Raw genomic sequence first — 24851 nt, forward strand, 5'->3', positions numbered from 1 at the left:
ATCTCCTTACAAGAAATCCCAATTTGACTTGTTTCCTTTCCAATGGCGACCAACCCAGCTTTGAATAGAATTATCACCAATTCCTTCTTTTTGCTCCAAGACAGTACTACCTGTGTAGATGTTAGTGATTTCGTTGCCTGAAATCATAAAATGGCCAATCACCCCTTTTGCTGCATTAATTTGAGGAGTCATAATTTGGTCTTCAGCTCTAATCAAAGTATCTACTTCATTATTTCGCGCTACATATATTTCCCCTGGGCAAATAGCTACTCCATCTGTTCCATTAGAAACAACAATTCCATCAGTTATACCTTGACCTTGAAAAACAAGTGGTAAATTATCTTGTAATCCACCAACAGTTGTTGTTACGCCATTGCTATTAGCTTCCAAAGCACCATTTATCTTAATAGCATTTATAGTTATACCGTTAATTGATTCAGCCAGTAATTTACCTTGATCATCAAATCCAGCTACTAAACTACCGGACGGATCAAAATAACCAATGCCTATTGAATTAAATGAAAGTGTTGAGCCATCTTCGTTTCTAGCACACATCTTTACTGGGTGATCATAAGTTTGCTTACCATTAATATCCACAAATCGTAATTCAGCTGAACCGCCACTTTTTATTACATCGCCAATTTCTTTCTGAGCCTGATCATAAGCTTTAGCCGCTTCTTCAAATGTCTTACTAGGCAAACTAATACCTAGGTCTTTTTCAATTTGCTTAATGGCTGCTTCTTTATCAGCACCTTCTTCATTAAGCATTTTATGGATTCTGCTAGTCATACTAGCTGTAATTTTTTGCCTATTGCTTACCTGTCCAACTTGGCCCTCGGTATTGTCATTAGCTGATTGCAGTAATTCATGTGTATAGTTGATAGGTAAACTGCCGATTGTAATGCTTTGGTATTCGTGTGCTTGACAATCAAAAACCGTTGAAGTAACTTCAGCGGTTTCTTGTATTCCTAAATCATCAAACTCAACACCAACTTCATCATAGAGGTTAATCTCATCAATCTGATTAATCTGCTCGTAACTAAGTGTCAGTGAAACAGCAGGTTGACCAATGCGATATTCTTCCATGTAAGATTCGGCTAAATCTCGCAACTGCTGAATATCATCATCAGTAGGTGCCCCAGTGTCATTGTCGTTATCTGGTGTCCAATATTGACTGGCATCCCAGAATTGAATTCTTGGACTTTCCATGCCTAAGCAGTTATCAGCAATGATAACCTTATCTGGCAACATAACGATAATTTCTTGCTGTGGCTGTTCTTCATCATCATCAGAATCATCTTCATCTGTATTAGTTGGTTCAACATCATCATCTGCTTTATAGCTTAAATGACTACTTAAGACCCAACCGGTATGACCGTTATAACTGACCTGCGTCCAATTCTCACCGTTAGCGTCTGCCGTACCAATTACTGATACCGATACACCTGCAGGAATTGAATCATTTAATGCTGAACTGCTACTCGGTTTATCGTGCAATTCAATATGACCATCTGTTGTTGCCTCGTGATTGACATAATCCTTCGGCGGTTTTGGCTTAACCGCCTTTTTAGCGTGCCAATCACAGTTGCTCGATGATACCCATTCACTGCTTCCAATATGGTAATAGGTCGTTCCAGCATCAACAGCTTGACTTAAAACTTTGTAATAGCCTTCTTTAATCCGCTTGTAATCATCTTTATAAGTAACTTTAGGCGGATGTTTTGAGTTCTTGGCTGGTTTATGCGTAACTGCTACCTTGATTTTTATTTTTTTGCCAGGACTTGAATACCAAATGGCATCTTTCTTAACGTAAACCTTACCTTTTGCAGGTTGGTAAACATGATCGCCTTTTTTACTGAAGCTTAAATGTGGCCCATACAGCCATTTTTGATGACCAATTCGATACCATTTATTACCATTCTCATCAACGGCAATATAATCGTAACTAATTTTTTGACCGTTTTTTAAGGTTTCACCAGTTTTCTTATGATCTGGACCTTGAAATGGTGACTTGTAAACATGAATCTTTTGGCCATTATCGTCATACGTAACAGTTGCAGTACCTTTAGCAGGATATTTAATCCCTTTACCACTAGAACTGCCAACTGTCGTATGGCCTTGACCTTGTACGTTATTAATAACGTAACTACCTGACTTATCAAATGTAATAAAGCTGGCATCTATCCAGGTTAGGTCGTCTAACATATACCAATCATCATCGTTCATTGGCGCTGGATCAGAATTGCCATCTAACTTTCGCAAGATATTCAGCCGTTGACTATTTTTAACACTACCAGCAACAGTATGTCCTGGATAAGGTGAGTCATAAGTGGTTAAAGTTCCCGCACCTAAATACTGAACGACACCCACACCTTCATATTCTTCACCAGCCTGACTAATATCGTCAGGTATTTTCTTAGGTGGATTAGGCGTGTACTTAGCAAACGGTAAAATGCCAGCATACATTTCAGTCGTATTAATATCCTGGTTAACTGATGTTAAATCACGACCGGCTTTAATTACAATGCCTGTCTTACGGCCTGCATTCCGTAATAATTTGAAATTGTAATTATCAAAAATCCAATTGCCGCGATACAGTGCCTGCATTGATTGTGTGGGTGTATCACCAATTGCATCATCACCTAGTAACAAACTGCTAACTTCGGCATTACTTTCCATTAACCAATTAATATTAGCCGTTTCAGTAATGTCGGTGCTAAAAGTAACACCAGGTATGCTGATCATTGGCGGCACAGCGTCTTGGATTTTTTGAAATGCTTCACTAGCTGTAGCTGACGGCAAAGAAATATCGTTAGCAATGACTCCATTAGTTACATCACTAGCGATTTGACTTCCTTCAATAATTAAATTTTCTTCACTTCTTTGAATATGATTTATTCGAAATAATTGCCTTCTTAGATTAGGTGCTGCATCAGCTAGAATACACATTCCTTCTTCAATCTTGTCGTGTAGAAAGCCATCTTTTTTATAGGTAATATTGATAGTTGAAATTGTATTTTTAGTATTCGTAATTGAAGGCTGGCCAACAATATCACACAACGCACCTAAGCCATTAGTTTTCGTATCATCTGATGCATGCGCAAACAATAAAGGATAACGTAAATAATCCATTAAGCTAATCGCCTCCAATTTGGTCTAAACTCAAATTTATCTGGTGTATCGCCAGCTAAAACTACGGTATTGTCCCCAGGTACTAAAATTGGCGCATCGTTATTAGCAAATTCAACCATAGAACTGCGGTTTTCAGTTTCTGATTTATAGACCTGGCAATTTTCGCCATCTACATAAACTTCTCCATCAACTGAGTTAAAAGTATAAGTTAAACCATTTACCGTTAAAACATAAGTTCCATTACCGACAATATGCCAATCAGGTATTGCCGTCATATTGGTAGTGTTAGAAAAACTTTCATGAACTGGTTGCCAATACGTCCCGTTATTACGCTTCATAATTGGCTTGCAATTAAAAGTAATTGAACCGTCGATCTCCTCTTCTACACCTTGCTCTTGCAAAGGCGTTAAAACAGGCGGTGTATTAACGACTGCTTCCCAAACCCATTCGCGATTATCAGAGAATTTAAGATAATCGTATTTAGGATTAGGGTCAATCAGCCAATCAGTGATTGCATTCTTTAATTGGTACAAATTACGGTACTTGCTAGGTTTAAAAACTGATACTTGCACAGTTAGACTAATGTTTTTAAAAGAGTGATATGGCTGCAAAATATCGCCATTACGGCCATTAACGTGAGTAGCAGTAATATCTGGTTCCGGTGTTGGAATTGTAATTGGCGTTTCAACGTACATGCCAAAATCAAGGCTTGAATGATTGTGATAAATCAATTGCCCCTTTTCTGAACTACGCATATCCATTCCTCCTTCTAATCACTTTACCAGCTAATAATTGCTCAACTTGCTTGGCAATTGTTTTACTATCCATTTTTACTTCATTATTAATAGTTGTCGGCTGTGCCATTAATAACTGAATTAAGCTAGAAATATCATCAATTCCGCCAAGTTGGTTTAAGATGCCCGACAGTAAATCAATAATTTGCTTTAACAAATTAGAGTTATCATTAGCTTCGTTGCCTTTAACAATCTTAGTAGTTTGGTCTAACAGATCAACTGCACGATTATGCTTTTCGGGTGCTAACGGAATAATCGCTTCTCGCTTGTTATGTTCAGCAATCCAAGCTAATTGCTCTTGACCAACAATTCCGCCATTTGCATAACCATGTCCATTACCCAAATAACTAAGGCTAGGACCGTAACGTGCCTTAGCATAAGCGAGTGAAGCGAGCAGGCTGTCATATCCATTGAAAATATTCTTATGCCCCTTCTTGGCATAGGCATTAAACGTACTTTGCTTCATCTGCATTAAACCTAAAGCTGGACCTGAACCATCACCATCGGGATCAGCACCAGGTTGTCTCGCATTAGGATTACCGCCAGATTCAGTAGTCATTTGCCGCATAATTTTAGCGACCATTGCTGCAGATGTACTTAGCCCATTAGCAGATAAAGCTTTGACAATATCAGACTTCCAACGACTAACGCCATCACCTGCAGGATTAGCAGAGACACCAAATAAACTGCCTAATTTACTGATAAACTTAAAAAAGCCACCTACTTGTGACTTAATTAAAGTCTGCAATGGACCCTTATCAGATTTATTATCATCTTTAGTATCTTGCTTTAAACCTTTAACGCGACCAAATTTAGGACTGCCATAGCCCACCACACTGTCTAACGTATTCATATGGATTCCCTGTGCAGGTGATTCAGCAGAAAAGTATTTATTACCGCCTGCATAAACACCAACGTGCTCAGAACCACCATTACCCCAGAATACTAGGTCTCCAGAACGAGCATTGGCTTTAGAAATATGTTGCGTTTCAGAATATTGACTGCCAGAAAAGTGTGGGTAAGAAATACCAAATGCCTTTTTCAAGGCGTACATAACAAGTCCGGAACAGTCAAACTCTGACGGACCACTTGCACCCCAAACATAATTATGACCTTCACCGTATTTTTCAACAGCTCTAAGCAAAGCACTTGAAGAACCACCACCATCAATATCATTGCTTGCCATTGACCATAATGCAGACCACCAGTCTTTTACTTGGCCAGTTGCCTGATTAAATGCTCCTTTAGCAAAGTCAACCATTGCTCCAGCAATGCCTTTATTATCAGTCCATTTAAACAGCGACTCTACATATTTAATCGGATGAGAAATAATTTTAGTTGCTAAATCAAAATATTTTTTAAGATTACCAGCAGTTTTACCAATCCAATTGCCAATACCACTAAAGAAATCCCCAAAACTAAAGGTACCTTTGGCAAAATGATATTTGCCCATCGTGTTCATTAACATTGCTGTTTCTCTGGCATTGATAACGTTGTCTCCAGGCATTAATAATGCTTGGGTATTTCTACCCTGGATAATGCCTGCTTCACCATTAGCCTTAACCAGCATTTCTTTATTTTGAGTGGCTGGTGAGTCAAAACCATCATTAAGAGTTGCAATTATTGGTTTAGTAATTGGACTTTTTAGGTTGTCGAATAAACTTTGTGTACCGTTAGCAAACTTAACGTGACCCAAAAGCTTAATGGCATGCTTTTTACCACCAAAGAAATGGATTACATTATCTACTGCAGAAATGCCACCGTTTACAATATCGATAAGACCATTCATAGCGTTTTTTGCAAGCTTTTTAATAGTTTTCCAAACACTACTAAAAATGCTACTAACACCATTCCACAGCTTGTTCCAGCCTGATTTAAAGCTTTTGCCAAAACTATTAAGACCAGAACTTATTGCTTTTGTTCCTGAATTCCAGCTTTTAGAAATCTTCTTCCAAATATTGCTAAAGAATTTATGGATACCATTCCAAAAATTATCCCAACCTTTTTTAAATGACTTAGTAAAAGACTTAAAGTTTTTAGATAAATCTTTCAATCCTTTTTTAGCTTTTTTGACAACACTATCAACAAACTTTCTAAATGGCTTACAGTGTTTATAAAGCTCGATAACGATAGTAGTTAAAGTAAGAAGAATACCGACTATTCCCGTACCTCCAGCTAAAATCTTACCTGCTGTACTTAGTCCTTTAAATGTTTTTGTAATGTCTTTAATGCCATTAACGGTTTTAGAAATACCGGTAATGATTTTAACGCTGGCAAAAGCTCCTAATAGAACACTACCAAAGACTTTAATCTCATTGGTATGTTTCAATATCCAGTCAATTGTACTGACCATGCCTTTACCGATGTTTTTACCTAAAACTGTGCTAATTTTGGTTAATTCTTTACCGGTCGCAGTTAGATTACCTTTCTTATCAGTAATCTTTCCCATACTTTTAGCCATACCTTCAAGAATAGAGCTACCAATTGGTGCCATAACTGCCGCTTTAAAGTTAGTAAATGTACCTTGAGCCTTAGCAATTTGGCCTTGTGTGGTTTTACCAAAGCCTTCCCAGGCTTTAGAAGCACCTTTTGAAGCGTCTAAGAAGTAGCCTAGCAATTGTTGCCCAGTTATATGAGCTGTCTTTGCCGTACCATGAAGCAAAGTATCAAACTGCTCTTTGCTATAACCAGAAGCTGCTACAATTTGCTTCTTTAATCCCGGCATATCAATTAATGCCTTGTTAAACGCAGTAGCACCAACTTTATCTGATGAAAATAAACGACTTAATTTAGTTCCTAAACCGTCAATTTGTTCACCAGTCATATTGTTTTGCTTACCAAAAGCAAACAATGTATCGGTTAATTTAGTCGTCTTAGCAATTGATCCATCAGTCATTGCGTAAAACTTCTTTTGTAAAGTTACGATTGATGATCCAGCTTCGTTAGTCTTGCCACGAATATCACCAACTTGTGCTGCTAATTTTTTAACACCAGAATCAGCAACACCCAGTCGCTTCCAATTTTCCGCTGTTTCTTTACCAGCTGTCGCTAACTGAAAACCTTCTTTAGCAGCATCTTTCAATCCACTAATTATGCTAGAAAATCCATTACTTAAACTAGTTCCAATGAAGCTGCCTTTAACAATATCAGAAACACTACGCTTAGTGTCCTTAGCTTCTTTGTCCACACCTAGCAGTTTAGATTTCATCTTATCTAAGAAACTAGGATTAGCTTTTTTCATGGCTTCATTTAATTCATTCTGTTGTGATTTAAGCTTAGCTAAGCTTGTGGCTGTTTCATTAACACGAATTTGTTGTTTATGATATGCGTCACTGTTTGCACCATTAGTTTTTTCAACCTGCTTTAATTCAGCTTCTTGCTTTTGCAAAGTTCTATTAAGAATACTAATTGAATTATCATAGCTTTCAGCTTTTTTCTGATTAGCTTCTTGAGTTTTGCCTTCTGCTTCAAGCCGTTTTATCCAAGAACTAGATAGTTCAACAGCTGATTTATAACCATGCTGCAAGTCAGCCAGTCCACTGTTATAGTATTTCAGTGAGTCTTTAGCCTTGCTGTATTGACTTGATAAATCACTAATTGATTTCTTTGATTTATCAATGCTTGCAGTCAAATTCAAGTAAGATTTTTGACCTTTTCCATTAGTCTTAGCTTGCTTTTCTTGCTGCTTAACTAAACTATTTAAAGACTTTTCTTGTGCTTTAATCTGCGCAGTCAGTTCTTTAGTTGGTTTAGTATCTTGTTGCTTCTTCAAGTCTGCTAAAGCTTTTCTGCTATCTTGAACCTGTTTAGTTAGTTTTTGATAAGTTGCTTCATTGTCTTTGTTAACAGCAATTTGTTCAGTCTGCTTCTTCTTTAAATCATCAAGATTTTCTTTTTGTAATTTTAAAGCCTTAGTTAGTCCATTAACCTTTTCAACGTTTGCTTTTTGATAATCACCAGCATTTTTAGCACTAGCTTCATTAGCCTTCCATTCAGCAGTGTTTGCCTTAATAGCCTGGTTAAAAGTATGATATGCACTGATTGCTTGACTGGCATCAAGACTGACAGTGGCTTTCATATCATTCTGCATTTCCTAAGTACCTCCTTTCTACATTTTTCAAAGCGTCAGCAGGGTCGTTTAATTCGGCCCTGTCCATACGTTCTCTTGCTCTCATAACATCAAGATAAACAAAATAATCTTGCTCATTTAAATCATCAGGTAGAACACCATTTTCATTAAATTGCTTTTTTATCAGCAACTTTAAATCTTCCTGTTGATTTTTGATTTTAATTATTTCTTGTTTTCTTTTGGCTTTGAGCCTTTTGGGTCGGCTTGTTGCTCCATTTTCGCTGCAATTTTAGCTTGCTTCCAAAAATCATTTACTTCTGATTTTGTAGCGCCTTGGATTTGCATTAGTAACGTCAAACAAGATTTGGCTAAATCTTCGCCAGTCATTGTATGAACAATGGTATTTTTTTCTTCGTCAGATAGATTCAAAGCTAAACAAATAAAATCAACAAAATCATCATTAGCTTTTCTGATAAATTTCAGTCCTTCTAATGAAGTTTCATCAACATTATCTACTTGCAGCATTTCAATTTTGATGTCCTGAACTTTGTTTTCTAACGCAATTGTTGGCTTAACATCAACTTTTTTATTGATACCAACCAATGGCTTACAATCAATTTTTATCTTTGGCATTTGTTACCTCCATGAAATAGCCGCTGTCATAATGACTACTGCTTATTTCGTTAAGCGACTAAAAAACTAATTAAGCTTCTGATTGACTAGGCGTAGAACTATCGCCACCCACAGCTTGATAGCCAGGGAATACTTCCTTCAGAATTTCGTTATAGTCATACTTACTATCACTGGAACTCCAAATTTTATAAGGCAAATTCTTTGTTTTATCCAGCGGATCAACAAATTTTGTCTTATCCAATGGTTCTTTTGCTTGGACTGTTAATTCATCATTATCATCTGCTGAAGTCGTAGTATCAGTAGCATTGTTAGAATTAGGCTCAATAACTTCTGTATTAGCTAAAGCTTCAACAATATCTGTACCGTCAAATCCATCAGCCATTGTTAAAATTGCAATGTGCGGTTTTGGTAAATGCTGTGTCCAGCCTCCCTTACCATCAGAAACCCAGCCTTTAATCTTTTGCTTAACTGCAAAATCCATATCAAGCATAGTTAAAGCAAGCTGAATATTTGGCTTACCATAAGCTACACGTTTTACTTGCCCATTGGCATATTTCTGTTCACCAGCTGCTTCCACACCTGTGTAGTTTGCCTGTGTGGCACCTTCGCCAGGATGGTCAGCAATATAAATCCCACTTTCTGACAATCCTTTGTCACCTATAACCAGCTTGCCGCTGTCATCTAAAATGCCGTAAACAGAATATCTAATATTATGTTTTGCCATATTTAAATCTCCTTATCTAAATAAATCGTTTTGGTTGTCTGTTTTGTATCCGGATCAACAGTATGATTACTGTTATGCGGTTGAACTTTCCAACCCAACCTTAAAAGGCTTCGCATCAGCGAAACCTCTTGTTCTTGAATATTCACTCTAGGCTTTAATGCCCAGAATATTTGCATTTCTACTTCAATATGCCAACGTTTAAAAGTGCTATTAGCATATCCCGTTGGCTCATTTGCCACTTCCTGTAGCAAAATAATCGTTTGCTTAGTGTCTTTTTGCTGGGACTGGTTAAGTGAACCTAGCGCAACATTATCGCTTGTAACCCAGCTTAAATTAAGACTCAACAGGTCTTTTTTAAGCATTATTGTTGGTAGTTCCACTTTCCCACTCCTTTTTCATTGCTTCAAAAACGTCAGGCTTTGCAGCCTTAAAGGCATTATCATACCAATGATCGCCTTTGATAGTTTTAGTTCCGTCATTTAGCATTCTGGCGATATAGCCTTTATTCTCAAATCCGACATTAACGTCAGGACTTGTTTTTTTAGGTGATACTTTTAAATCATCTGCCATGTGTAGCGGATCTTCGTCTTGCCTATTTGAATAGTGCTTCTGCTTTGCCGCATCAGAAATATGCTGTTGTAAAACTTTAGCACCAGCCATATTGATTTTTTGTTTCTGTTCATCAGATGGAATCATTTTGCCAACTTGCTTGAAAAATTCATTTGATAAATCTTCAAAATTAGCCATCAACATCATCTGATTTTTGCAAAGTTAAATAATCATAGACAATAACCGAACCACTTTCATCAGGACTAATCTTAATAATGTTGTACTGTTCACCATCTAAACGAACTAATTTATCAAGATTTACCTTAGAATTATGCCGAATTACAATGATTTTCTGCTTAGAAATGTCCATTTCAACCGATAATTGCATGTACATGCTAACTGTATAAGCAGCGCAATATAGCGAAAATTCCGGTTGAAACATTGGCATATCCACACCTGTATCTTCGTTGGTTTCATTTTTTACAGTGCCAAACTCGGCACGCTTTGTAAAATTAGCCGGTATCAGTTTGTTGTTGATTGCCATATGCTCTAATCACCTGCCATCTAAACGAATTGACCAGCATTTTTACTGATTCTGGCCACTGCACTGTTTGTGAACTTAGTAAACCTCGACTGAAATATTGATAATCGACTAATACTCTCACAGCTTGATTGAACTGCGGTAGCTTGCGATATTCATCAACTTTATACTTCGGTTCAATTGCATTCATAATGGCATTTTCGGAAACAGTTATTAGGTTCTGAATAATCTTTTCATCCCCATCAACTCGAAGATACTCTTGCATATCAGCAACAGTTACTCCTGTCGATTCAGCCATTACTTACTTGCCTTTGTCGACTCTGATGAAGGTGCGGCAAGAGCACATTTAAGATAAAAGCCAGCTTTTTCATCAGCCTTTGAAACACCATAACGTAATGCAGCCCCAATGTACTTACCGTAAACCTTAGAATCTTCCCAGTTTAAAGTTACATTTTGTCTATCGACAAATAAAATAGCTCTAGCAAGATCACCAATAAAGGCATTTGCTTCGCCATTTGCTCCAAGTAAGTCATCATTTACTTTATAAACTGGAATGCCAAGTAAAGTACCACCAGACTTATCAGAAATATTTTGATGGAAAATGTACTGACCTTGATTATCCTTTAGCGTGTCGAGTGCGTTGTAAAGTGATTGAGAAGCTACAAGAACAGGACTGTACGCTGGGTCTAAATCAACATTAAGAATATGTTTAATGTCATCGACCAAAGTTGCACTAGTAGTGTCTTTTTCAGTAAAGCCTTTAAGTAATGTTGAAATATCCCGATTATAAGTATTAACTTGCTTTTCACGGATGTTTTGACCAATCATTGCCGTAACATCAACTTGAGAATCAGCAATTGCTTCTTCTGAAATCGCAATAGCACCACGGTGTGTGTCAACAGACCAATCTACATCCGTAAAATCAGGGTTTGCAAGTTTAGGATTATCTTTTAATTCTTCAGTAGATGGGAAATAATCAGTTGCCCGCTTTAGAATTGGATAACTACCCTTTCCAGTTGTTACTGGTGTCTTAGTTACTAAAGTTGATAAGTCAACTACTGAGCTTACTTCAGCATTTGGATTATAAATAATCTCGGTTGGTACAGTAGGCTCAACGACAGTCGTGGTTACGCCAGTTTCATCATCTTTAAATCCTGTTCCATGAACAAAAGCATTAATCTTTTTCTTGGCCACATCAAGCTTTTTTTCCTTATCAGTTGGACTATCCTTTAAAGGCATAAAAGTTTGAATAGGTGTAACCTGAGTTGGTTTTTCATCTTTTGGACTTTCCTCGTCCATATCAGCGATCGCATCACGCAGCTCATCGCGCTTAAACTTAGCATCGTCTAATGCATCAGCTAATTCCTTATATTTATCTTTGTCAGTCTTATCGTCAAAAAGCAAATTTTGCATTTTAGCGTGTAAATCGGCACACTTATCACTTGCTTCTTTGTAGGCTGCTTCTAGTTCTTGTCTGGTTTTCATTAATTTGTTCCTTTCAAAATGTCTAATTTCTGCATAAAAAGAGCACTGTGAATATTATCATCAGTGCTTTTTAGCATATGTTTAAATTTATTTATGCCATTTTTTGATGGCAAGGTACTTAACGAGTCACTTATTTGTGGCACTCGTTGTACTTCCATAACTTCATCAGCAAAACCTTGTTTAACCGCATCTTCAGCAGTCATCCAAGTTTCTTCGTCCATCATTTGCAATATTTCATCTTGGCTTTTACCGGTCTTATTCTGATAAGCTGCCGCAATTGATTCATCTACCTTGGCTGAAACCTGACTTCTATGATTTAAATCATTAGTATTGCCTTCTGCAACAGTCCATGACCTATGAATCATCATTAGTGCTGTCGGTGACATAACAATTTTGTCGCATACCATCGGAATAAACGAAGCCGCTGAAGCAGCAATTCCTTGAATAACCCCAGTAACTTTGCCTGAATACTGATTCAGCATTGTATAAATCTCACTTGCCGTAAATACATCCCCACCAAGCGAAGATATATTTAACGTTACATCATCGCCGTCAGCTTCATTTAAGCTATCTTGTAATGCTTTAGGATTAGTATTCTGCATATCAAAGAAGTTATACATTGCTGCCGTGTCGTTATCGACAATTTCTCCTTTAATGTCAATCACTTTCATCTTCATCACTTCCTTTCTCTGCATCTGGAATATTCATTGGAATTACACCGTTAGCTTGTAGCCATTTAAAGCCTTGTGGACGAGTTATCACACCACTTGAAGTCAAATTAGCTACCTGACTAATAATTAATGAATCATCTGCATCAAGTGCACCCTTGACGTCTAATTTAAGGTCAGGCGCATTCATTTTAAGTGCTATTTCATCAACAATCGGCACAATATAAGCATTTAAATTAGCAACATAGGTAGTCAAAACTTGCTGAATATTAGAATGCTGACTTTCGGTGTCAGCACCGCCACCCATGATGTCCACAGGAATACCGAATGCCTTAGCAACTTGACCAGCTGAATATTGCGCACCACTGTTCAATGCGGTAAAAACATCAGCCTTAATCTCGGATTGCTGAAACGTAGTATTCTTGTCAAACACCATCAAGCGACCAGTATTACTACCGCCATTGGCTCTTTCAAATTCCTGTCTTGCAGTTTCTCTATCTTCGTTAGACAGCTGTTCTGCTTGAACATTCAAAATCGACATCGGATAAATTTGATGGTTTACACTATTTAACATTGCCTTTTTTGAATTTTGAGCAATCGTTAAATCGTCAGTCAGCGATTCAAGTGGTGACCGACCAATTAAGTAGTGATATTGCGAATCTGGCATAATGCGAAAATGCAAAATTTGATTATCAGACAAGATTTTTTCTTTTTCATTGTCAAACTCAATTATTCGATATTGCATTTTCTGATTAGCCGAATCATAACCAATGTTTACTTCGGATGGCATTCGTTGTTCCAGATTATCGCCAATGATTACGTACGCATTGCCATCTAAAAGTAGCTGTGTTATGACACCTTGCCAAAAAGAAAACCGCCCTAGGATTGAACTAGGTCGGTTTAATATATCAACTACTCGTGTATTTTCAGTTTTGAATTTTGCAGCTGCAATATCAGATGAAATTCTGTTAATTACCGAAAATATATCTGAATTGCGTAATGCAGCTGCACCAGAAACATAATTTACCGTTTGGCCACCAATAATTGTACTGAAAAACGGTATTCCTCCAGCGCTAGTTGAAGGATATGACACCGAATTTTTAAATTTTCGGCGCGTTAAAAATCCCATTTACATCAACTCCTTTCATTTTCCATTGGAATTGAACGCTCAAATTCACTTTTAGTTATTAATCTACCCGTTTCAATGCTTCCATTATTTTCTTCATTATTTCTAATAACAGCAAAAATAATGAAAGTAATTCCGGTTGTACATAATCCGCCTATCCAGTCAAAGCAATAAATGCCAGTGTTTAGAAAAATTGCACCTAAAATAAATAAAATCATTGTCATATATTCGCTAATAAATAGTTTAAACTTACTCATCTTTGCCTCCAAACATTGACATAAAATAATTAGCCTTATCTTTTTGGGTTTTTAACGTATCAAAATAATTCTGACTAACATCATTAAAATCGTTGTAATAATTTTCAGCCTGGCTAAAGGCATTGATAATCGCATCAGTTGAGTCAATGTGGTCGCTTGTGCGATCAGTACGGTCAATCTTAATCATGCCACCTTTATCCTGTTTGATAACAGAGTTATTAAGACCATCAATTAAAATTGGATCATTAGAAATTGATACTTTTTTATCAATAAAAACCTGCTGTAAACTTTTAGTCGGGTCATTTAATTCAAAAGACGTTTGACGAATTTGAATATACGGCCAATCAGGCTGTAAATTTTCAACTCTGCTTGCATACCATTTCATATAGGCTGGATCGACTACAATCGCTTGCAAATTAAGCTTATTTTTATCCAAATATTCAATTAGCCAACTCCACACCTGGTCCTTATTAATCGTCCCTGTGGAATTGTTAGTAATTGTACAGTAGCCTTGCTTTTCCAGCTCGCGATAATTTAAACCGTCCTGTTTTTCTTTAGCTTCAATTGTTTTAGCCTGAGCAAACGGAATAAAACTGTGTTGCTGAATAAAGAACCTGCCATCACCGTCCGGATAAATTAAACCATAAGCTGTGTTGTCATTAGTCATTGAACCGTCAATGCCCACAAATACATCTTTGCCACGAACATCATAACTGCTAATAACATTCTGCTTGATTACGTCATACGACAAATAGGAGTCTGCAAATTGACGACTCCATAAATTGAGTGTCTTATTAACAAAACTTGCTAATTCGCCAGTTCGTTCCATATTATTGCGTAAATCAGTTAAACCAATAATCTTTTTGTCATAAGTTTCTTTATTAGCAAGTAAAGGATTAGATTTTTCCCAGGTTTCTGGCTCAAACACTTCATTTTCAGAATCTTGTGCAAAAACAATAAAAAACGTATCTTCTGAATCACGTAAATCATCTTGTTCAACAGTATTACGCAGTTGATCTTCTTCATGCTTAAACATAACCTTTGGTTGCGGATAAGCAGTCGAAATTTCAATCATCATTCGCTGAGGTTCATCACCCTGTCCAGTTTTAGCCTGGTTAATTTTCTCGTTATATTTAGGCTCAATACCACCCATTTCATCAAAGACAACTAGCAAATCATGCTTGGAATCAAAACCGCCACCTTGCGCCGAACCCCTACGAATTGTATTGGCATTATTATGAGCAACTATCTGTGTTCGCTGCACATCAACATCTTGCTTCTTGGAAATTTCCTTGAAATCATCTAATTCTTTAATTTGCCTAGCTTGTAAAGCAACATAATCAAATAATTTTTGGGCATGTTCATTATCAACCGAAGCAATCAAAAAATCTTGTGCTGACCGATTCAAGCCAATCATGAAAAAGTAAAAGTTCATCATGATAGCAGCTATCCAAGTCTTGCCTTGTTTACGGCCTACAGAAATATGTGCAATGTGGTATCTACACCCACCTGTTTCTATTTCTCGCCAACCCATGAGAGAGTCGAGAATAAAGGATTCCCAAGGCATTGGTGTAATCATCTGACTTAAATTAGTTGGATCCGGTATTTCTCTAGCAAAGTATTCAATTGCAGAAACATATTTTTCATCATATTTATATGAAAAATCGCTTGTTTCTTGTCGATTTAAATCACGTAAGTGGCGAAAACATGCTAACTGGGTATCTCTGCCAGTCACATATTTATCACTGCACAAGACATCATAAGCATACTGCGTGCCGATATCCTGATAACGTTTAGCAATATTCTTGAAATTTAGTTCTCGTTTATGTTGAGACACCCACAATTTGATGTCTGTTACACTTGTTAAATCAGCCATTAAAGTTCACCGCCGATAATGGAGTAATTTTATCGTGCTTTGCGGCATGATAATGTTCACTTACAATATTCTGTTGTGCTCGATAATTGAACGAAATTCCTAAATCAGCGCACAGAGTTTTCATGTTCCTGGTACATTCAGAAATAACTGAAATAGCAGGATTTTTAACATATCCGCTCTTGGATTGCATATAAGTTTTATTATCTTCCCAGTCTTTTTCAGCCTGTAAAAAAATCGCATATTCGGAACATAAACTTTCCAAATTAATGCGATCTAATTGCTTAACGTTGCCGATTTTTATTAATTCTGGTGCCAAATCACGCCAAAGCCGCTTGCCTGCTGTTGGTAAATGTGCAGGTGGCGTTGGCTGTAATTCTTTTAATCCAGTCTGCAATTTTTCAAACTCTTTTGCTTGTCGTTTTTGATATGCTTGGTCAGTATCTTTTGAAATTAGCTTCCTTTTTCGTCCAGCATTCTTTGGATTGGCCAATTTTCATCACTTCCTAAAATTTTTAATTACTCATTTCTTATTTTATGAGGACAGCTTGGGTGAGTGCTCTCACTCATTTGCACCTAGGCGCCCCCCTGTTAAGCTTTTTAACTTCATTTGATAAGATATACTGCTTAATCTTGTCAATGCTCCATCGCTTTGATATGTCCAAATTAGCGACAATTGAATCGCTATAAATCTTCTGTTCTAACTTCGTTTTCCAATAATGACATTCCTTACACAATACCCACAGATTAGAGCGAGTCAATCGCAAACTTGGCTGCACTTTTAATGGAATAATGTGGTCCACTACTAACATTGATGAACCATCCTTTGTCCTACCGCAAACCTGACAAGTATAAAATGATTGCTTGCGTAGCCTATCAGACAATTGTCGCCATTCCTTCGAGTGATAGAACTGATTAGCAATTGGGTCACGCTTCAAGCGATTGTATTGCCTGTAGTAACCAGCTCGATGCTTGCATTTAAACTTATAAGGATGATACAAGTAAGCATGCAGTTTGCAGTAAGGGATGCCAGACTTAGGTATTAGATTGTTGCACGTTGCATAGCGACATCGTTTTAGTTGCATATCACAGCCGCCGATTAAATAAACGTTCTAGCAATGGAATTAATATGTAAATAACAAAAGCAAATAACATTACAGCAATAATAAATGTCAGCAAGAGTAGCATTATAGATGATATATGTAACATCGTAAGCAAATAACTTATTGGCACAACAATTAGCATTACAATCACGGTAGTTATTACAGACATTAAGAAAGTCATTTACTCATCTCCTTAATATAAATACTTATCTATATTTGCATTAATTTCAGCACGACGTTTCTCATTTCTTTTATGCATCGCTTGAAACTCTCTGTCCATTCTTGCCATGTTCTTAGTTACTTGCTTATCGTGATCTTTATACTCTCTTTCGAGTTTTATGAAGCCGACCATTGCTACTATAAATATAGCAACACCGATTGCCATAATTATCGCTGCACCAATAACAATTGTCTTTAACATTAGAAATTCCTTTTACAAATAAAATATGCTAATGCCAAAATACCAACACAGACTATGATTATCACTACTGAAACAATTGTATAATCACTGCTGTTAAAAAAGTTAAGCATAATTATTTCCTCCAAACAAAAAGACGGTTGATTAAACCGTCCATAGCTATTAAGAATCAACATACTTTGTAGGACTCGAACCTACATCAACAGTTTTGGAGACTGTTATGCTAACCATTACACCAAAAGCATAAATGTGACAGCGAGTGGGATTGAACCACTAGACTACTTACTGAAGGTCTCCAATCGCACAATCGTCAATAGCCGTTCTGATGTGCACCACAGTTCAGCGTAAAACCTTATTAGGAATTTAATCCATCACATCCAGTGACTGTCACTATAGCGGTTATAGGAATCGAACCTATATAAGAGACCGTCACCGCTAACCATTGTAGGAGGAAATGCTCCGTTAAAACTGGTGTCGAAAATTCAGGTATTATCCGCTACCCAATCTTTCGACAATACTAATTTAACACGATTTATATTCGTACGATGTACCCTATATTTCCTCTGAAAGTTGTTTTTTAAAAATTCTTAATTCAATAAAATTATCAGCATCAACGCCGTTCTGATTCTCATAATAATGATACTTATTGGCAAATTCGATTAATGCTTTAGGTTTTAATCGTTTATAATATCTAGTCTTTTCATAAGGAAGTAATTGCATTGTACGTTCAACTGAATTACGCCTAATAAATAAAGATACTAAAATTATTTTACTAATTTCTGAACAATGATAAATAGTTTGATGAATTGCTCGCATAATTCGGTCAATCTCGATTGCTTCCAGCAAATTATCTTCACGCGAGTTGATTGCATTAGGACTTTTAGGCATACTAGACCACTTGGGACTAGCTAAATCAGGCAATAAATATCCTGTTTGCTCAATAAATCGTGGTAATTTGTAATCTAAAAAGTTTTCAGTTTTATCAGCTGTTTTCTTTTCATCAAGCTCGCGGAAGAATTGCATGCGATTACCCCTTTACTAAATATTTACGATAATTACCAATCAACAATAATCTATTAAACCGATCCCCAGTTACAACATTGCACGAATTAACAATGTCTGTGAACGTTACGTAATACTGACCTTTATGTTTATGTTTGCCATTAAACTTAACCGGAAGTCGTAAGATTACGGAATTAACTGGAATATTGGAATCATAATGCTTGATACCCATAAATTGATAAAAGCCACAAAATCTGGAACGTTTAAAAATCAAATCGAAGGTTTTAAGCATTAGGAATCGCCTCCTAAAGGACGGCCACACATGGGACAGAATTTTATCGGTTCAGATTTTAGCTGCGAATCTTCATCAAAACCACCATCATCAAATATTAATCGGTTGTCCCTAATTAAAAGAGATGAAGAAGCATCATTTTCAAAATTTATACTGAAATTCATAAATGGAAATCCAGCGTTTACTTCTTCTAAATCAAACCAATGACAGTATTCACACTTAATATCCATACCCGATATAATCTCCTTTCACAATTGCAATTGCTTCTTCCGGACTACGAGCAATACCATGACAAATGCCACGCTTAGTTAGCATCTCATGGAATCGAATCTGATCCGGTCTTGGCTTACCCGTTGCATTCTTAACTTCAATAAAGAACGGTTTATTCAGATTGTCATACCCAAATAAATCGGAAAATCCTTTTGGCAGTCCAGTATCAAACCAACGACCGTTCTGCATTAAAACCTTGCCAACATTTGCGCGAAAAGTAAGGAACCCACAGAATGAAAATAATTTACGAATATTATTCTGTATATCGTGTTCTGTTGTTGCCTTAGTGATAATGCCTTGCTCGTATGCTTGCTCAATTATGTCAGTCATCAAGCATCACCATGTTCTTTCACATATTTCTTCGTCAACTAAATGCTTAGGACAATTTGTTAAACCATACTTTTTCAGTTCTTCTTTGGTAAATTCATATTGAGAATTATTAATGCCAAATGTTCCTAGCATACTTTGTTGTGAGGTCATAATTGATAATGTACCATTGCTAGTTTTAAAATAGGTTCCACCATTTCGAAGATTTTTACCTGGAACATACACTGTCCATTTCTTTTCAGTCATTTGCAGCCACCTTCTTATATTCTGAAACACCGTAATGCTTCAAATCTTCACTATCAAATTTACTAGGACCATTTACACCATCACTGATATAGCCTTGAGATACATGATAAGGTGCATTTTTAGGTGCAACTACATACCAATACTTAATCATCTGCTGGCACCTTCTGATACATCGTAACCAAACCTTCAATAAGCTTCTCTCTATCAGAATCATTTTCTTTAATAAATTCTTCTACTTGGCCAATAAAGGGTCTGTCTTCATTACCCAAAAGACTGTTAATTTTATCAACAATTTCATCAAACTCTTTCGATGAATCAAAACCTAATTTCTTAATTATTTCTAGTAATCCATAAATCTCAAAAATCAATCTAGCTTGATCATCAATAGTTGTACCGCCATTGATACTAATATCCAAGTCCGGAAAACTAATCATAATTATTGCTTTCGCTATTTGCTTAATTTCTTCTTTATTCATTTGCTGGCACCTTCTCGCAATCTTCTAGGTGATATTTTTCGATTTCAGAATCGGTAAACTGAAACAATCGCCTGTCTTTACATCTGCCAATAATACATCCGTTTATAATTTCACTTGAACTCAAATTGTCACTATTAAGCCATTTATGATAGTAAGTATCGGCTATATGAAATGCTTTAACATACCACCTTCTTTCTTCAGTCATTGCTATGCCTCCTTTTATAATTTTCCTCACGTTCCTTAACTGTCTTATACCTAAAAATAATTGAATAAATAAGTTCAACTACAGCAAAAACAGTAAATGTAGTCATTATACCGGCGAACAGCAACTTACCAATATTTAGTACATCAACTATTAAAACCATACCTAGAATAATAGCCAAGAAAATACCCATTAATAGTAATGCTGTTAGGGTGTACACAAAACTGTGTAATAATGTGTACTTTAAATAATTTTTATCGATATAAGTTTCTTTATCAGGAACCAATTTATCAGCTACTACATCTGGTAAATCTACTAATTTATCTAGCATTATTTTTCTCCATTAAATAGATACCCAGTTTTACGGATTCATATCGTTCGCACGATTTTTCTGCGGCTTTCAAACTAGTAAAAGCCTCAACGACCTCTTGCTTATTCAAATTTAAAATTCCATAAAATAATTCCGTATCTACATAAAGCGGCACAATTTCAAGATACTCACCATTAGTATTGCGATAAATTTTCTTTTCAATAGCTTCTTTCATATTTAATTCCTTTAAAGTTTCAACAGCTTCTCGATCTTTACCTTTGATATACGGCACAGACACTCTGAAAAATTGAGCTAATTTAAGCCAAACTGCTTCTTTTGGATGCGTTTTTTCACTCTCATAATTATTAAATGTCCCACGGTTTATACCTGTCATTTTTTCAACATCATCTAGTGTCAGCTTGCGCTTTAAGCGCAGTTCTCTAATTCTGTTCATCTTGCTTAATCAGCTCAGTTTGAGCCGCCTCCAATTGAATTCCGATTGTACCCTGAGCAATATCATGTAACCGATCAAGCGACACATCTTTCGTGTCTGCTTTAATCTGAATGGTCACTTCATCATCTTTAGTTTTAAAATTGTCAATATTACCCTTAAAATATAAAACTTTACCTTGCATGTGATTAATCCTTTCTGTATCCGATTGAAATTGTTAATTTAAGTGAAGTATCATCAGCGGTTTGCTGAGCAACTATCTTATCCAACCTCAGTTTCTGTTTATCTGCTAAATCGCTAACTGTTTGAATTTGTTGCTTGGCTGCTTCCAAGCGAATATCTAACGCCATAATTTCTTCCTATTCATAATCGATTGAAATAATCAATCGTTCTTTCTTGTTATTAAAATTAGTTTTCTTAGTGTAATTAACATTTTTAATTGCTAAACCTTTATTCGTTTCTGATTCTTCAACAGACAAAAGCTGCTTAAGCATTTTTCCAAATCTAGTTAATGCCATATTTATCTCCTTAATTTAAAAAATGCCGTTTTTTTGATTTAACAGAGTGATTTTAATCGTCTTAATTTAAAAATCGCCCGTTTTTTGATTTAGGAAATTCCATAAATGTACCAGATAAAAATAATTATCTGGTACACCTAAACGTCAACGGGCTCTAAGCCAGAGCACAGATTTGTACCATGTACCACGTTTTTTCTCTATAACATTTATAAAAGATACACCATAGGTACTTTATAAATTTATATATAAAATATATGGTTATGTGGTACAAATACTATTTAAGCCTTACTGCACCAAGGCTTTTCGATGTACCACGTTTTTATTTTTATCCGGTACAATGTGGTACATTTTATGACATTTTTCTAAATCCTCTCACGCTCTGACCATTTTCTTTTCTTTGCCTTGCACCTGCGTCCCAACCTTTATGCTGCATGTAATACCTAACTTCTCGTGATGCTTTACGGTTATTCGTGAATCCATCTTGTGAACCTAAGAGATAATATGCTAAATCTGTATTAGCAATGAAGTCTGTATCTGCAAATGTGTTTTCCAAAACATCATCAAGTTCATCTTCCAATGAAGTTGTGTACATAAACTGTTCACGGTTCTTCTTTAACAAGTCACTTTGATGTTTATCTAAAATAAACGGGTCTTTTGCCTGCTGATACAGCCAGACTACTTCACCCCACAACTGATCAACATAATCCTGGGTTAAATCGGTAACCGGATGTTTTTGTTGTTTATCTGGATTAACCAGGATCGAAATAAATCTACGGTCACCTGATTTATCCTTTAAGTGTTTAATTTCATTTGTTGTTCTCGAAATAACAAATTTCTTGTTAAAATGACTAACATTTCTACCGTAAGACTTGCGGTATTCAAATTTTTGCATTGTAATGAATTTCTTGATTTCTTCAAACGAGGCTCTATTTGATGCGGTCATTTCATCATCGTTAACGATCAATGCATTTCGCATTACTTCGAAATCATCTTTATCAGTAAAAGTAGTGAACTGATCAGTATATAAACCAAGTGGCGCGAGTTTTTGCAATAGGGTTGTCTTTCCTGCACCTTGTCCACCTACTAAATCTAATACGTAGTCAAATTTAACTAAAGGATTATAGGCCTTGGCTACTGCTCCCATTAACCACAACCTCGTAATTAAAATGTCAGTTTCATCTTTTTCGGCTCCAAGATAAGTAGGAAAGAAATTATCTACTCGCCGTTTTTTATCCCAATTTTTTAAGCAATTATTGAAATAATCGACTAACGGATTATAAGTATTAGCTCTGGCCACGTTGTCAACTGCCTGCTCAATTAAGGCATTTTTAAAAACTGTATGCTTGTAATTAGGACTTGCTTCGATATATGCTTCAAGGCTATTAGTATCCTTGTCCTCGTATTGTCCCTTAGTAAAATTAAGTGTCGGAATTGTTGATAATTGAAGTTGCTGTTTTCTAATCACATCAATCGCATCAGTAAATTCATTGAACTTAAATAGACCTTTGAGCGACTTATCGTTTAGTAGAATTAACATCACGTTCATTACCGAATTAGTTTTTAGAGCACCTTTTTCAGTTTCAGAAAAATTTATATCGTGGGAAGTCTGCATTTTAGCTAATTTTTTAGCATTATCTTCAACCAGCTTCATTGCCTAACCTCCTCGTCTACGAATTTCTTTTTCAATCATGGAATTGACCGTAGTTTCTACTTCTTTTAACGGTAATTTATCAGCTGTATTATCATTAGCAATGATTGCCAACTGTCCAGCTATTTCAGGATTAACATTGCGAAATAATAGTCCACCGACAAAGCTTGCCAGTGCATTGTTACGACCACCGGTCTCACCTAAACCATTAACAATTTCTTCAAATAAGGCTGTTGTTTGTGTCTTGCCTTGATTAACGTAATCTGATTTGAAATTCGGTTTAAACTTCGGCTTTTTGCTTTTAATTAATTCCAATAAACCTGCCGGAGCTGGTCTGATTGGATTGTGATTAAGCCACTTGTACTGTTTCCCCTGCAAACTCGAAGGAGCTACGACTACATAATTGTTTGGATGGGCCTTTAGATCCACACCTGGCAGAAAGCCAATATTTTGTGCTATTGCATCACCAGTAGGTTTAGCAAAAAAAAATGGAAACCATCATGCGCGGTTTGCTCAGTCAACGTGCCTTTAAACCATTCATCATGATTTAGAGCTTTAATTGACTTGGTGCCATCTACTTCACCATGCCTGTCAACATCAATCACGAAAAACTTATCAGTTTTCAGTGCAATGTTGGCCAACGGATATTTTTGCCAAACCTGTTCAATTTCATCAGGCGTTAAGGCTGGTCTATCAGCGAATTTAATTAGCGGTCGCTTATTTTGTCCAATTGGAATTACCGAGAAGCCATGTTGTGCGTAGCTAATCGCATAATTGACTAAATTAACTAACATGATATTTTTTCGTACTTCAAGACTTGATCTACTAACTTCTTCAATTCGTTTGTAATAAAGTTCTTATCTTTATACGTGCCAAATGGAGAAATTGCTGAATAATCATCTAAATGATTACAATCAAAACCAATCCACCAGTTATTTTCTTGATCATAATCTACATATGTAATGCCACCATGAACATCTAAATTTGGAAAATCGTTATCCATATAATCTTTGCCAAAAAGTTTGTTGTTCTTAGGAATCATCACATAGCCACATAAGATTTTAAAAGTTGGATGTTCCCAAATCTCACATTTGTAACCTTTATAAGTAAATTTCTCATCTTCTGGCACTTCATTCCATGGTCTAATCATTTCGTTGCCTCCTAGAATGGTAAATCTTCATCAGAAATATTTACTGTGTCGCCAGAGCCTGCGAATGGATCTTTCTTTACAGCTGTCTTTTTAGGCTGTTCCAACTGCGCAAATTCATAATTTCGATAAGGATTGTCTGGATCCTTTTTATTTCTGCTTTCTTTAATTGTCATTTGCATAACCTTGCCAATGTATGGCTGAAATGCTTTAGCAATTGCTTCGTAATTTTCGGTTTCTGTTTGTCCGGCAAATACACTGTCTGGTACAACAAAGCCTGCCATCTGACCGATAACCTTAATCGTTTTAATTGATGTTGCCAAAACGAAATCAGGAATTGGTTTACCTTTAGCAGAAACTTCTGCCAGAGTTGGCGTGATAAATTCTTGTCTACCTGCTTCATCACCATCTAAGACTTCCATTGTGAAGCGAATATATTCAGTTCCAGAATTCCAAGCTCCATGATTAACTTCTTTCAGATTAACGTTGTAGGTACCTGCCGGAATCTTTTCAAAACCACTGCCTGTTTTGCCTTCGCTTGGATCAAATTTTTCTTGTTTTACTTGGTTTAATGCATCTAATAATCCCAT

Annotated in this window: 34 protein-coding genes, 1 tRNA gene and 1 pseudogene; all 36 read right to left on the reverse strand. The window is 36.3% G+C overall.

The genetic code is table 11. The features are described from left to right. Positions 1 to 6 precede the first annotated feature (6 nt). Positions 7 to 3132: a phage tail spike protein gene (locus tag OZX76_RS05540; protein ID WP_277178530.1), complete on the reverse strand. Its 3126-nt coding sequence runs from the start codon at positions 3130 to 3132 to the stop codon at positions 7 to 9. After that, complete coding sequence (locus OZX76_RS05545) at positions 3132 to 3887, reverse strand: hypothetical protein (RefSeq protein ID WP_277178532.1); 756 nt, start codon at positions 3885 to 3887, stop codon at positions 3132 to 3134. The genes OZX76_RS05540 and OZX76_RS05545 overlap by 1 nt, the downstream gene beginning before the upstream one ends. Beyond that, positions 3880 to 8016 carry an NlpC/P60 family protein gene (locus OZX76_RS05550; protein WP_277178534.1) on the reverse strand — a complete coding sequence of 1379 codons (4137 nt, stop codon included), beginning with the start codon at positions 8014 to 8016 and terminating at the stop codon, positions 3880 to 3882. Before OZX76_RS05550 ends, OZX76_RS05545 begins: the two co-directional genes overlap by 8 nt. Beyond that, positions 8006 to 8185: a hypothetical protein gene (locus OZX76_RS05555; protein ID WP_277178536.1), complete on the reverse strand. Its 180-nt coding sequence runs from the start codon at positions 8183 to 8185 to the stop codon at positions 8006 to 8008. Before OZX76_RS05555 ends, OZX76_RS05550 begins: the two co-directional genes overlap by 11 nt. Positions 8186 to 8217: 32 nt before the next feature. After that, positions 8218 to 8628, reverse strand: a complete 411-nt coding sequence (locus OZX76_RS05560; RefSeq protein WP_277178537.1) for a phage tail tube assembly chaperone — start codon at positions 8626 to 8628, stop codon at positions 8218 to 8220. A 70-nt stretch (positions 8629 to 8698) separates the two neighbouring features. Then, positions 8699 to 9352 carry a phage tail protein gene (locus OZX76_RS05565; RefSeq protein ID WP_277178539.1) on the reverse strand — a complete coding sequence of 218 codons (654 nt, stop codon included), beginning with the start codon at positions 9350 to 9352 and terminating at the stop codon, positions 8699 to 8701. Positions 9353 to 9354: 2 nt separating this feature from the next. Beyond that, positions 9355 to 9732 (reverse strand): DUF806 family protein, encoded by a 378-nt coding sequence (locus tag OZX76_RS05570; protein ID WP_277178541.1) that lies wholly within the window; start codon positions 9730 to 9732, stop codon positions 9355 to 9357. After that, the gene (locus tag OZX76_RS05575) at positions 9707 to 10099 is read right to left on the reverse strand and encodes an HK97 gp10 family phage protein (protein WP_277178543.1); all 393 of its coding nucleotides are present in this window, start codon (positions 10097 to 10099) and stop codon (positions 9707 to 9709) included. Before OZX76_RS05575 ends, OZX76_RS05570 begins: the two co-directional genes overlap by 26 nt. Next, the gene (locus tag OZX76_RS05580) at positions 10092 to 10445 is read right to left on the reverse strand and encodes a phage head closure protein (protein ID WP_277178545.1); all 354 of its coding nucleotides are present in this window, start codon (positions 10443 to 10445) and stop codon (positions 10092 to 10094) included. Before OZX76_RS05580 ends, OZX76_RS05575 begins: the two co-directional genes overlap by 8 nt. Further along, positions 10414 to 10740, reverse strand: coding sequence for a head-tail connector protein (locus tag OZX76_RS05585; RefSeq protein WP_277178547.1), 327 nt, complete (start codon positions 10738 to 10740; stop codon positions 10414 to 10416). The genes OZX76_RS05580 and OZX76_RS05585 overlap by 32 nt, the downstream gene beginning before the upstream one ends. Further along, positions 10740 to 11927: a phage major capsid protein gene (locus OZX76_RS05590; protein WP_277178549.1), complete on the reverse strand. Its 1188-nt coding sequence runs from the start codon at positions 11925 to 11927 to the stop codon at positions 10740 to 10742. The genes OZX76_RS05585 and OZX76_RS05590 overlap by 1 nt, the downstream gene beginning before the upstream one ends. Beyond that, the gene (locus OZX76_RS05595; protein WP_277178550.1) at positions 11927 to 12598 is read right to left on the reverse strand and encodes a head maturation protease, ClpP-related; all 672 of its coding nucleotides are present in this window, start codon (positions 12596 to 12598) and stop codon (positions 11927 to 11929) included. The genes OZX76_RS05590 and OZX76_RS05595 overlap by 1 nt, the downstream gene beginning before the upstream one ends. Then, the gene (locus tag OZX76_RS05600; protein WP_277178552.1) at positions 12585 to 13724 is read right to left on the reverse strand and encodes a phage portal protein; all 1140 of its coding nucleotides are present in this window, start codon (positions 13722 to 13724) and stop codon (positions 12585 to 12587) included. Before OZX76_RS05600 ends, OZX76_RS05595 begins: the two co-directional genes overlap by 14 nt. 5 nt (positions 13725 to 13729) lie before the next feature. Further along, positions 13730 to 13978 carry a hypothetical protein gene (locus OZX76_RS05605; RefSeq protein WP_277178554.1) on the reverse strand — a complete coding sequence of 83 codons (249 nt, stop codon included), beginning with the start codon at positions 13976 to 13978 and terminating at the stop codon, positions 13730 to 13732. Further along, positions 13971 to 15854 (reverse strand): terminase TerL endonuclease subunit, encoded by a 1884-nt coding sequence (locus OZX76_RS05610; RefSeq protein WP_277178556.1) that lies wholly within the window; start codon positions 15852 to 15854, stop codon positions 13971 to 13973. The genes OZX76_RS05605 and OZX76_RS05610 overlap by 8 nt, the downstream gene beginning before the upstream one ends. Further along, on the reverse strand, positions 15847 to 16344 hold the full coding sequence (locus tag OZX76_RS05615; RefSeq protein ID WP_277178557.1) for a phage terminase small subunit P27 family: 498 nt from the start codon (positions 16342 to 16344) through the stop codon (positions 15847 to 15849). Before OZX76_RS05615 ends, OZX76_RS05610 begins: the two co-directional genes overlap by 8 nt. A gap of 73 nt (positions 16345 to 16417) precedes the next feature. Further along, on the reverse strand, positions 16418 to 16936 hold the full coding sequence (locus OZX76_RS05620) for an HNH endonuclease signature motif containing protein (RefSeq protein ID WP_277178559.1): 519 nt from the start codon (positions 16934 to 16936) through the stop codon (positions 16418 to 16420). 211 nt (positions 16937 to 17147) lie between these two features. Beyond that, the gene (locus OZX76_RS05625) at positions 17148 to 17375 is read right to left on the reverse strand and encodes a hypothetical protein (protein ID WP_277178561.1); all 228 of its coding nucleotides are present in this window, start codon (positions 17373 to 17375) and stop codon (positions 17148 to 17150) included. Positions 17376 to 17545: 170 nt separating this feature from the next. Next, positions 17546 to 17617 (reverse strand) — tRNA-Trp (locus OZX76_RS05630). Between the two features lie 307 nt (positions 17618 to 17924). Further along, positions 17925 to 18395: an ArpU family phage packaging/lysis transcriptional regulator gene (locus OZX76_RS05635; RefSeq protein WP_277178563.1), complete on the reverse strand. Its 471-nt coding sequence runs from the start codon at positions 18393 to 18395 to the stop codon at positions 17925 to 17927. A 4-nt stretch (positions 18396 to 18399) separates the two neighbouring features. Beyond that, on the reverse strand, positions 18400 to 18666 hold the full coding sequence (locus OZX76_RS05640) for a hypothetical protein (protein ID WP_277178565.1): 267 nt from the start codon (positions 18664 to 18666) through the stop codon (positions 18400 to 18402). Beyond that, positions 18666 to 18896: a hypothetical protein gene (locus OZX76_RS05645; RefSeq protein ID WP_277178567.1), complete on the reverse strand. Its 231-nt coding sequence runs from the start codon at positions 18894 to 18896 to the stop codon at positions 18666 to 18668. The genes OZX76_RS05640 and OZX76_RS05645 overlap by 1 nt, the downstream gene beginning before the upstream one ends. Continuing rightward, positions 18886 to 19266, reverse strand: a complete 381-nt coding sequence (locus OZX76_RS05650) for a VRR-NUC domain-containing protein (RefSeq protein ID WP_277178569.1) — start codon at positions 19264 to 19266, stop codon at positions 18886 to 18888. The genes OZX76_RS05645 and OZX76_RS05650 overlap by 11 nt, the downstream gene beginning before the upstream one ends. Before the next feature lie 6 nt (positions 19267 to 19272). Beyond that, a complete protein-coding gene (locus OZX76_RS05655) occupies positions 19273 to 19509 on the reverse strand; it encodes a hypothetical protein (RefSeq protein ID WP_277178571.1) in 237 nt (78 codons plus the stop codon). Next, a complete protein-coding gene (locus tag OZX76_RS05660; RefSeq protein WP_277178573.1) occupies positions 19502 to 19660 on the reverse strand; it encodes a hypothetical protein in 159 nt (52 codons plus the stop codon). The genes OZX76_RS05655 and OZX76_RS05660 overlap by 8 nt, the downstream gene beginning before the upstream one ends. After that, entirely contained in the window at positions 19653 to 19985 is a 333-nt protein-coding gene (locus tag OZX76_RS05665; protein ID WP_277178575.1) for a hypothetical protein, read from the reverse strand. The genes OZX76_RS05660 and OZX76_RS05665 overlap by 8 nt, the downstream gene beginning before the upstream one ends. Beyond that, entirely contained in the window at positions 19978 to 20190 is a 213-nt protein-coding gene (locus tag OZX76_RS05670; RefSeq protein ID WP_277178577.1) for a hypothetical protein, read from the reverse strand. The genes OZX76_RS05665 and OZX76_RS05670 overlap by 8 nt, the downstream gene beginning before the upstream one ends. Further along, the gene (locus tag OZX76_RS05675) at positions 20183 to 20518 is read right to left on the reverse strand and encodes a hypothetical protein (protein WP_277178578.1); all 336 of its coding nucleotides are present in this window, start codon (positions 20516 to 20518) and stop codon (positions 20183 to 20185) included. Before OZX76_RS05675 ends, OZX76_RS05670 begins: the two co-directional genes overlap by 8 nt. Beyond that, positions 20508 to 20951, reverse strand: a complete 444-nt coding sequence (locus OZX76_RS05680) for a helix-turn-helix transcriptional regulator (RefSeq protein WP_277178580.1) — start codon at positions 20949 to 20951, stop codon at positions 20508 to 20510. The genes OZX76_RS05675 and OZX76_RS05680 overlap by 11 nt, the downstream gene beginning before the upstream one ends. Beyond that, the gene (locus OZX76_RS05685; RefSeq protein WP_277178582.1) at positions 20938 to 21132 is read right to left on the reverse strand and encodes a hypothetical protein; all 195 of its coding nucleotides are present in this window, start codon (positions 21130 to 21132) and stop codon (positions 20938 to 20940) included. The genes OZX76_RS05680 and OZX76_RS05685 overlap by 14 nt, the downstream gene beginning before the upstream one ends. 4 nt (positions 21133 to 21136) lie before the next feature. After that, positions 21137 to 21298 (reverse strand): hypothetical protein, encoded by a 162-nt coding sequence (locus OZX76_RS05690; protein ID WP_277178584.1) that lies wholly within the window; start codon positions 21296 to 21298, stop codon positions 21137 to 21139. Between the two features lie 9 nt (positions 21299 to 21307). Beyond that, positions 21308 to 21466, reverse strand: coding sequence for a hypothetical protein (locus OZX76_RS05695; RefSeq protein WP_277178586.1), 159 nt, complete (start codon positions 21464 to 21466; stop codon positions 21308 to 21310). A gap of 349 nt (positions 21467 to 21815) precedes the next feature. Beyond that, positions 21816 to 23117, reverse strand: coding sequence for a VapE domain-containing protein (locus OZX76_RS05700; RefSeq protein ID WP_277178588.1), 1302 nt, complete (start codon positions 23115 to 23117; stop codon positions 21816 to 21818). Between the two features lie 3 nt (positions 23118 to 23120). Beyond that, a pseudogene (locus OZX76_RS05705) lies at positions 23121 to 23908 on the reverse strand (bifunctional DNA primase/polymerase). Further along, a complete protein-coding gene (locus OZX76_RS05710; RefSeq protein WP_277178590.1) occupies positions 23902 to 24264 on the reverse strand; it encodes a hypothetical protein in 363 nt (120 codons plus the stop codon). The pseudogene OZX76_RS05705 and the gene OZX76_RS05710 overlap by 7 nt, the downstream one beginning before the upstream one ends. An 11-nt stretch (positions 24265 to 24275) precedes the next feature. Then, positions 24276 to 24851, reverse strand: coding sequence for a DUF669 domain-containing protein (locus tag OZX76_RS05715; RefSeq protein WP_277178592.1), 576 nt, complete (start codon positions 24849 to 24851; stop codon positions 24276 to 24278).

It is taken from the genome of Lactobacillus sp. ESL0677 (assembly GCF_029392875.1).
Lineage (GTDB): Bacteria > Bacillota > Bacilli > Lactobacillales > Lactobacillaceae > Lactobacillus.

What these genes read in the sequence shown, in the direction of transcription:
- OZX76_RS05540 (WP_277178530.1), bottom strand. Translation starts at nt 3,132, where the DNA reads ATGGATTATTTACGTTATCCTTTATTGTTTGCGCATGCATCAGATGAT.
- OZX76_RS05545 (WP_277178532.1), bottom strand. Translation starts at nt 3,887, where the DNA reads ATGCGTAGTTCAGAAAAGGGGCAATTGATTTATCACAATCATTCAAGC.
- OZX76_RS05550 (WP_277178534.1), bottom strand. Translation starts at nt 8,016, where the DNA reads ATGCAGAATGATATGAAAGCCACTGTCAGTCTTGATGCCAGTCAAGCA.
- OZX76_RS05560 (WP_277178537.1), bottom strand. Translation starts at nt 8,628, where the DNA reads ATGCCAAAGATAAAAATTGATTGTAAGCCATTGGTTGGTATCAATAAA.
- OZX76_RS05565 (WP_277178539.1), bottom strand. Translation starts at nt 9,352, where the DNA reads ATGGCAAAACATAATATTAGATATTCTGTTTACGGCATTTTAGATGAC.
- OZX76_RS05575 (WP_277178543.1), bottom strand. Translation starts at nt 10,099, where the DNA reads ATGGCTAATTTTGAAGATTTATCAAATGAATTTTTCAAGCAAGTTGGC.
- OZX76_RS05580 (WP_277178545.1), bottom strand. Translation starts at nt 10,445, where the DNA reads ATGGCAATCAACAACAAACTGATACCGGCTAATTTTACAAAGCGTGCC.
- OZX76_RS05585 (WP_277178547.1), bottom strand. Translation starts at nt 10,740, where the DNA reads ATGGCTGAATCGACAGGAGTAACTGTTGCTGATATGCAAGAGTATCTT.
- OZX76_RS05590 (WP_277178549.1), bottom strand. Translation starts at nt 11,927, where the DNA reads ATGAAAACCAGACAAGAACTAGAAGCAGCCTACAAAGAAGCAAGTGAT.
- OZX76_RS05595 (WP_277178550.1), bottom strand. Translation starts at nt 12,598, where the DNA reads ATGAAAGTGATTGACATTAAAGGAGAAATTGTCGATAACGACACGGCA.
- OZX76_RS05600 (WP_277178552.1), bottom strand. Translation starts at nt 13,724, where the DNA reads ATGGGATTTTTAACGCGCCGAAAATTTAAAAATTCGGTGTCATATCCT.
- OZX76_RS05605 (WP_277178554.1), bottom strand. Translation starts at nt 13,978, where the DNA reads ATGAGTAAGTTTAAACTATTTATTAGCGAATATATGACAATGATTTTA.
- OZX76_RS05610 (WP_277178556.1), bottom strand. Translation starts at nt 15,854, where the DNA reads ATGGCTGATTTAACAAGTGTAACAGACATCAAATTGTGGGTGTCTCAA.
- OZX76_RS05620 (WP_277178559.1), bottom strand. Translation starts at nt 16,936, where the DNA reads ATGCAACTAAAACGATGTCGCTATGCAACGTGCAACAATCTAATACCT.
- OZX76_RS05625 (WP_277178561.1), bottom strand. Translation starts at nt 17,375, where the DNA reads ATGTTAAAGACAATTGTTATTGGTGCAGCGATAATTATGGCAATCGGT.
- OZX76_RS05635 (WP_277178563.1), bottom strand. Translation starts at nt 18,395, where the DNA reads ATGCAATTCTTCCGCGAGCTTGATGAAAAGAAAACAGCTGATAAAACT.
- OZX76_RS05640 (WP_277178565.1), bottom strand. Translation starts at nt 18,666, where the DNA reads ATGCTTAAAACCTTCGATTTGATTTTTAAACGTTCCAGATTTTGTGGC.
- OZX76_RS05645 (WP_277178567.1), bottom strand. Translation starts at nt 18,896, where the DNA reads ATGGATATTAAGTGTGAATACTGTCATTGGTTTGATTTAGAAGAAGTA.
- OZX76_RS05650 (WP_277178569.1), bottom strand. Translation starts at nt 19,266, where the DNA reads ATGACTGACATAATTGAGCAAGCATACGAGCAAGGCATTATCACTAAG.
- OZX76_RS05655 (WP_277178571.1), bottom strand. Translation starts at nt 19,509, where the DNA reads ATGACTGAAAAGAAATGGACAGTGTATGTTCCAGGTAAAAATCTTCGA.
- OZX76_RS05660 (WP_277178573.1), bottom strand. Translation starts at nt 19,660, where the DNA reads ATGATTAAGTATTGGTATGTAGTTGCACCTAAAAATGCACCTTATCAT.
- OZX76_RS05665 (WP_277178575.1), bottom strand. Translation starts at nt 19,985, where the DNA reads ATGAATAAAGAAGAAATTAAGCAAATAGCGAAAGCAATAATTATGATT.
- OZX76_RS05670 (WP_277178577.1), bottom strand. Translation starts at nt 20,190, where the DNA reads ATGACTGAAGAAAGAAGGTGGTATGTTAAAGCATTTCATATAGCCGAT.
- OZX76_RS05675 (WP_277178578.1), bottom strand. Translation starts at nt 20,518, where the DNA reads ATGCTAGATAAATTAGTAGATTTACCAGATGTAGTAGCTGATAAATTG.
- OZX76_RS05680 (WP_277178580.1), bottom strand. Translation starts at nt 20,951, where the DNA reads ATGAACAGAATTAGAGAACTGCGCTTAAAGCGCAAGCTGACACTAGAT.
- OZX76_RS05685 (WP_277178582.1), bottom strand. Translation starts at nt 21,132, where the DNA reads ATGCAAGGTAAAGTTTTATATTTTAAGGGTAATATTGACAATTTTAAA.
- OZX76_RS05690 (WP_277178584.1), bottom strand. Translation starts at nt 21,298, where the DNA reads ATGGCGTTAGATATTCGCTTGGAAGCAGCCAAGCAACAAATTCAAACA.
- OZX76_RS05695 (WP_277178586.1), bottom strand. Translation starts at nt 21,466, where the DNA reads ATGGCATTAACTAGATTTGGAAAAATGCTTAAGCAGCTTTTGTCTGTT.
- OZX76_RS05700 (WP_277178588.1), bottom strand. Translation starts at nt 23,117, where the DNA reads ATGAAGCTGGTTGAAGATAATGCTAAAAAATTAGCTAAAATGCAGACT.
- OZX76_RS05710 (WP_277178590.1), bottom strand. Translation starts at nt 24,264, where the DNA reads ATGATTAGACCATGGAATGAAGTGCCAGAAGATGAGAAATTTACTTAT.
- OZX76_RS05715 (WP_277178592.1), bottom strand. Translation starts at nt 24,851, where the DNA reads ATGGGATTATTAGATGCATTAAACCAAGTAAAACAAGAAAAATTTGAT.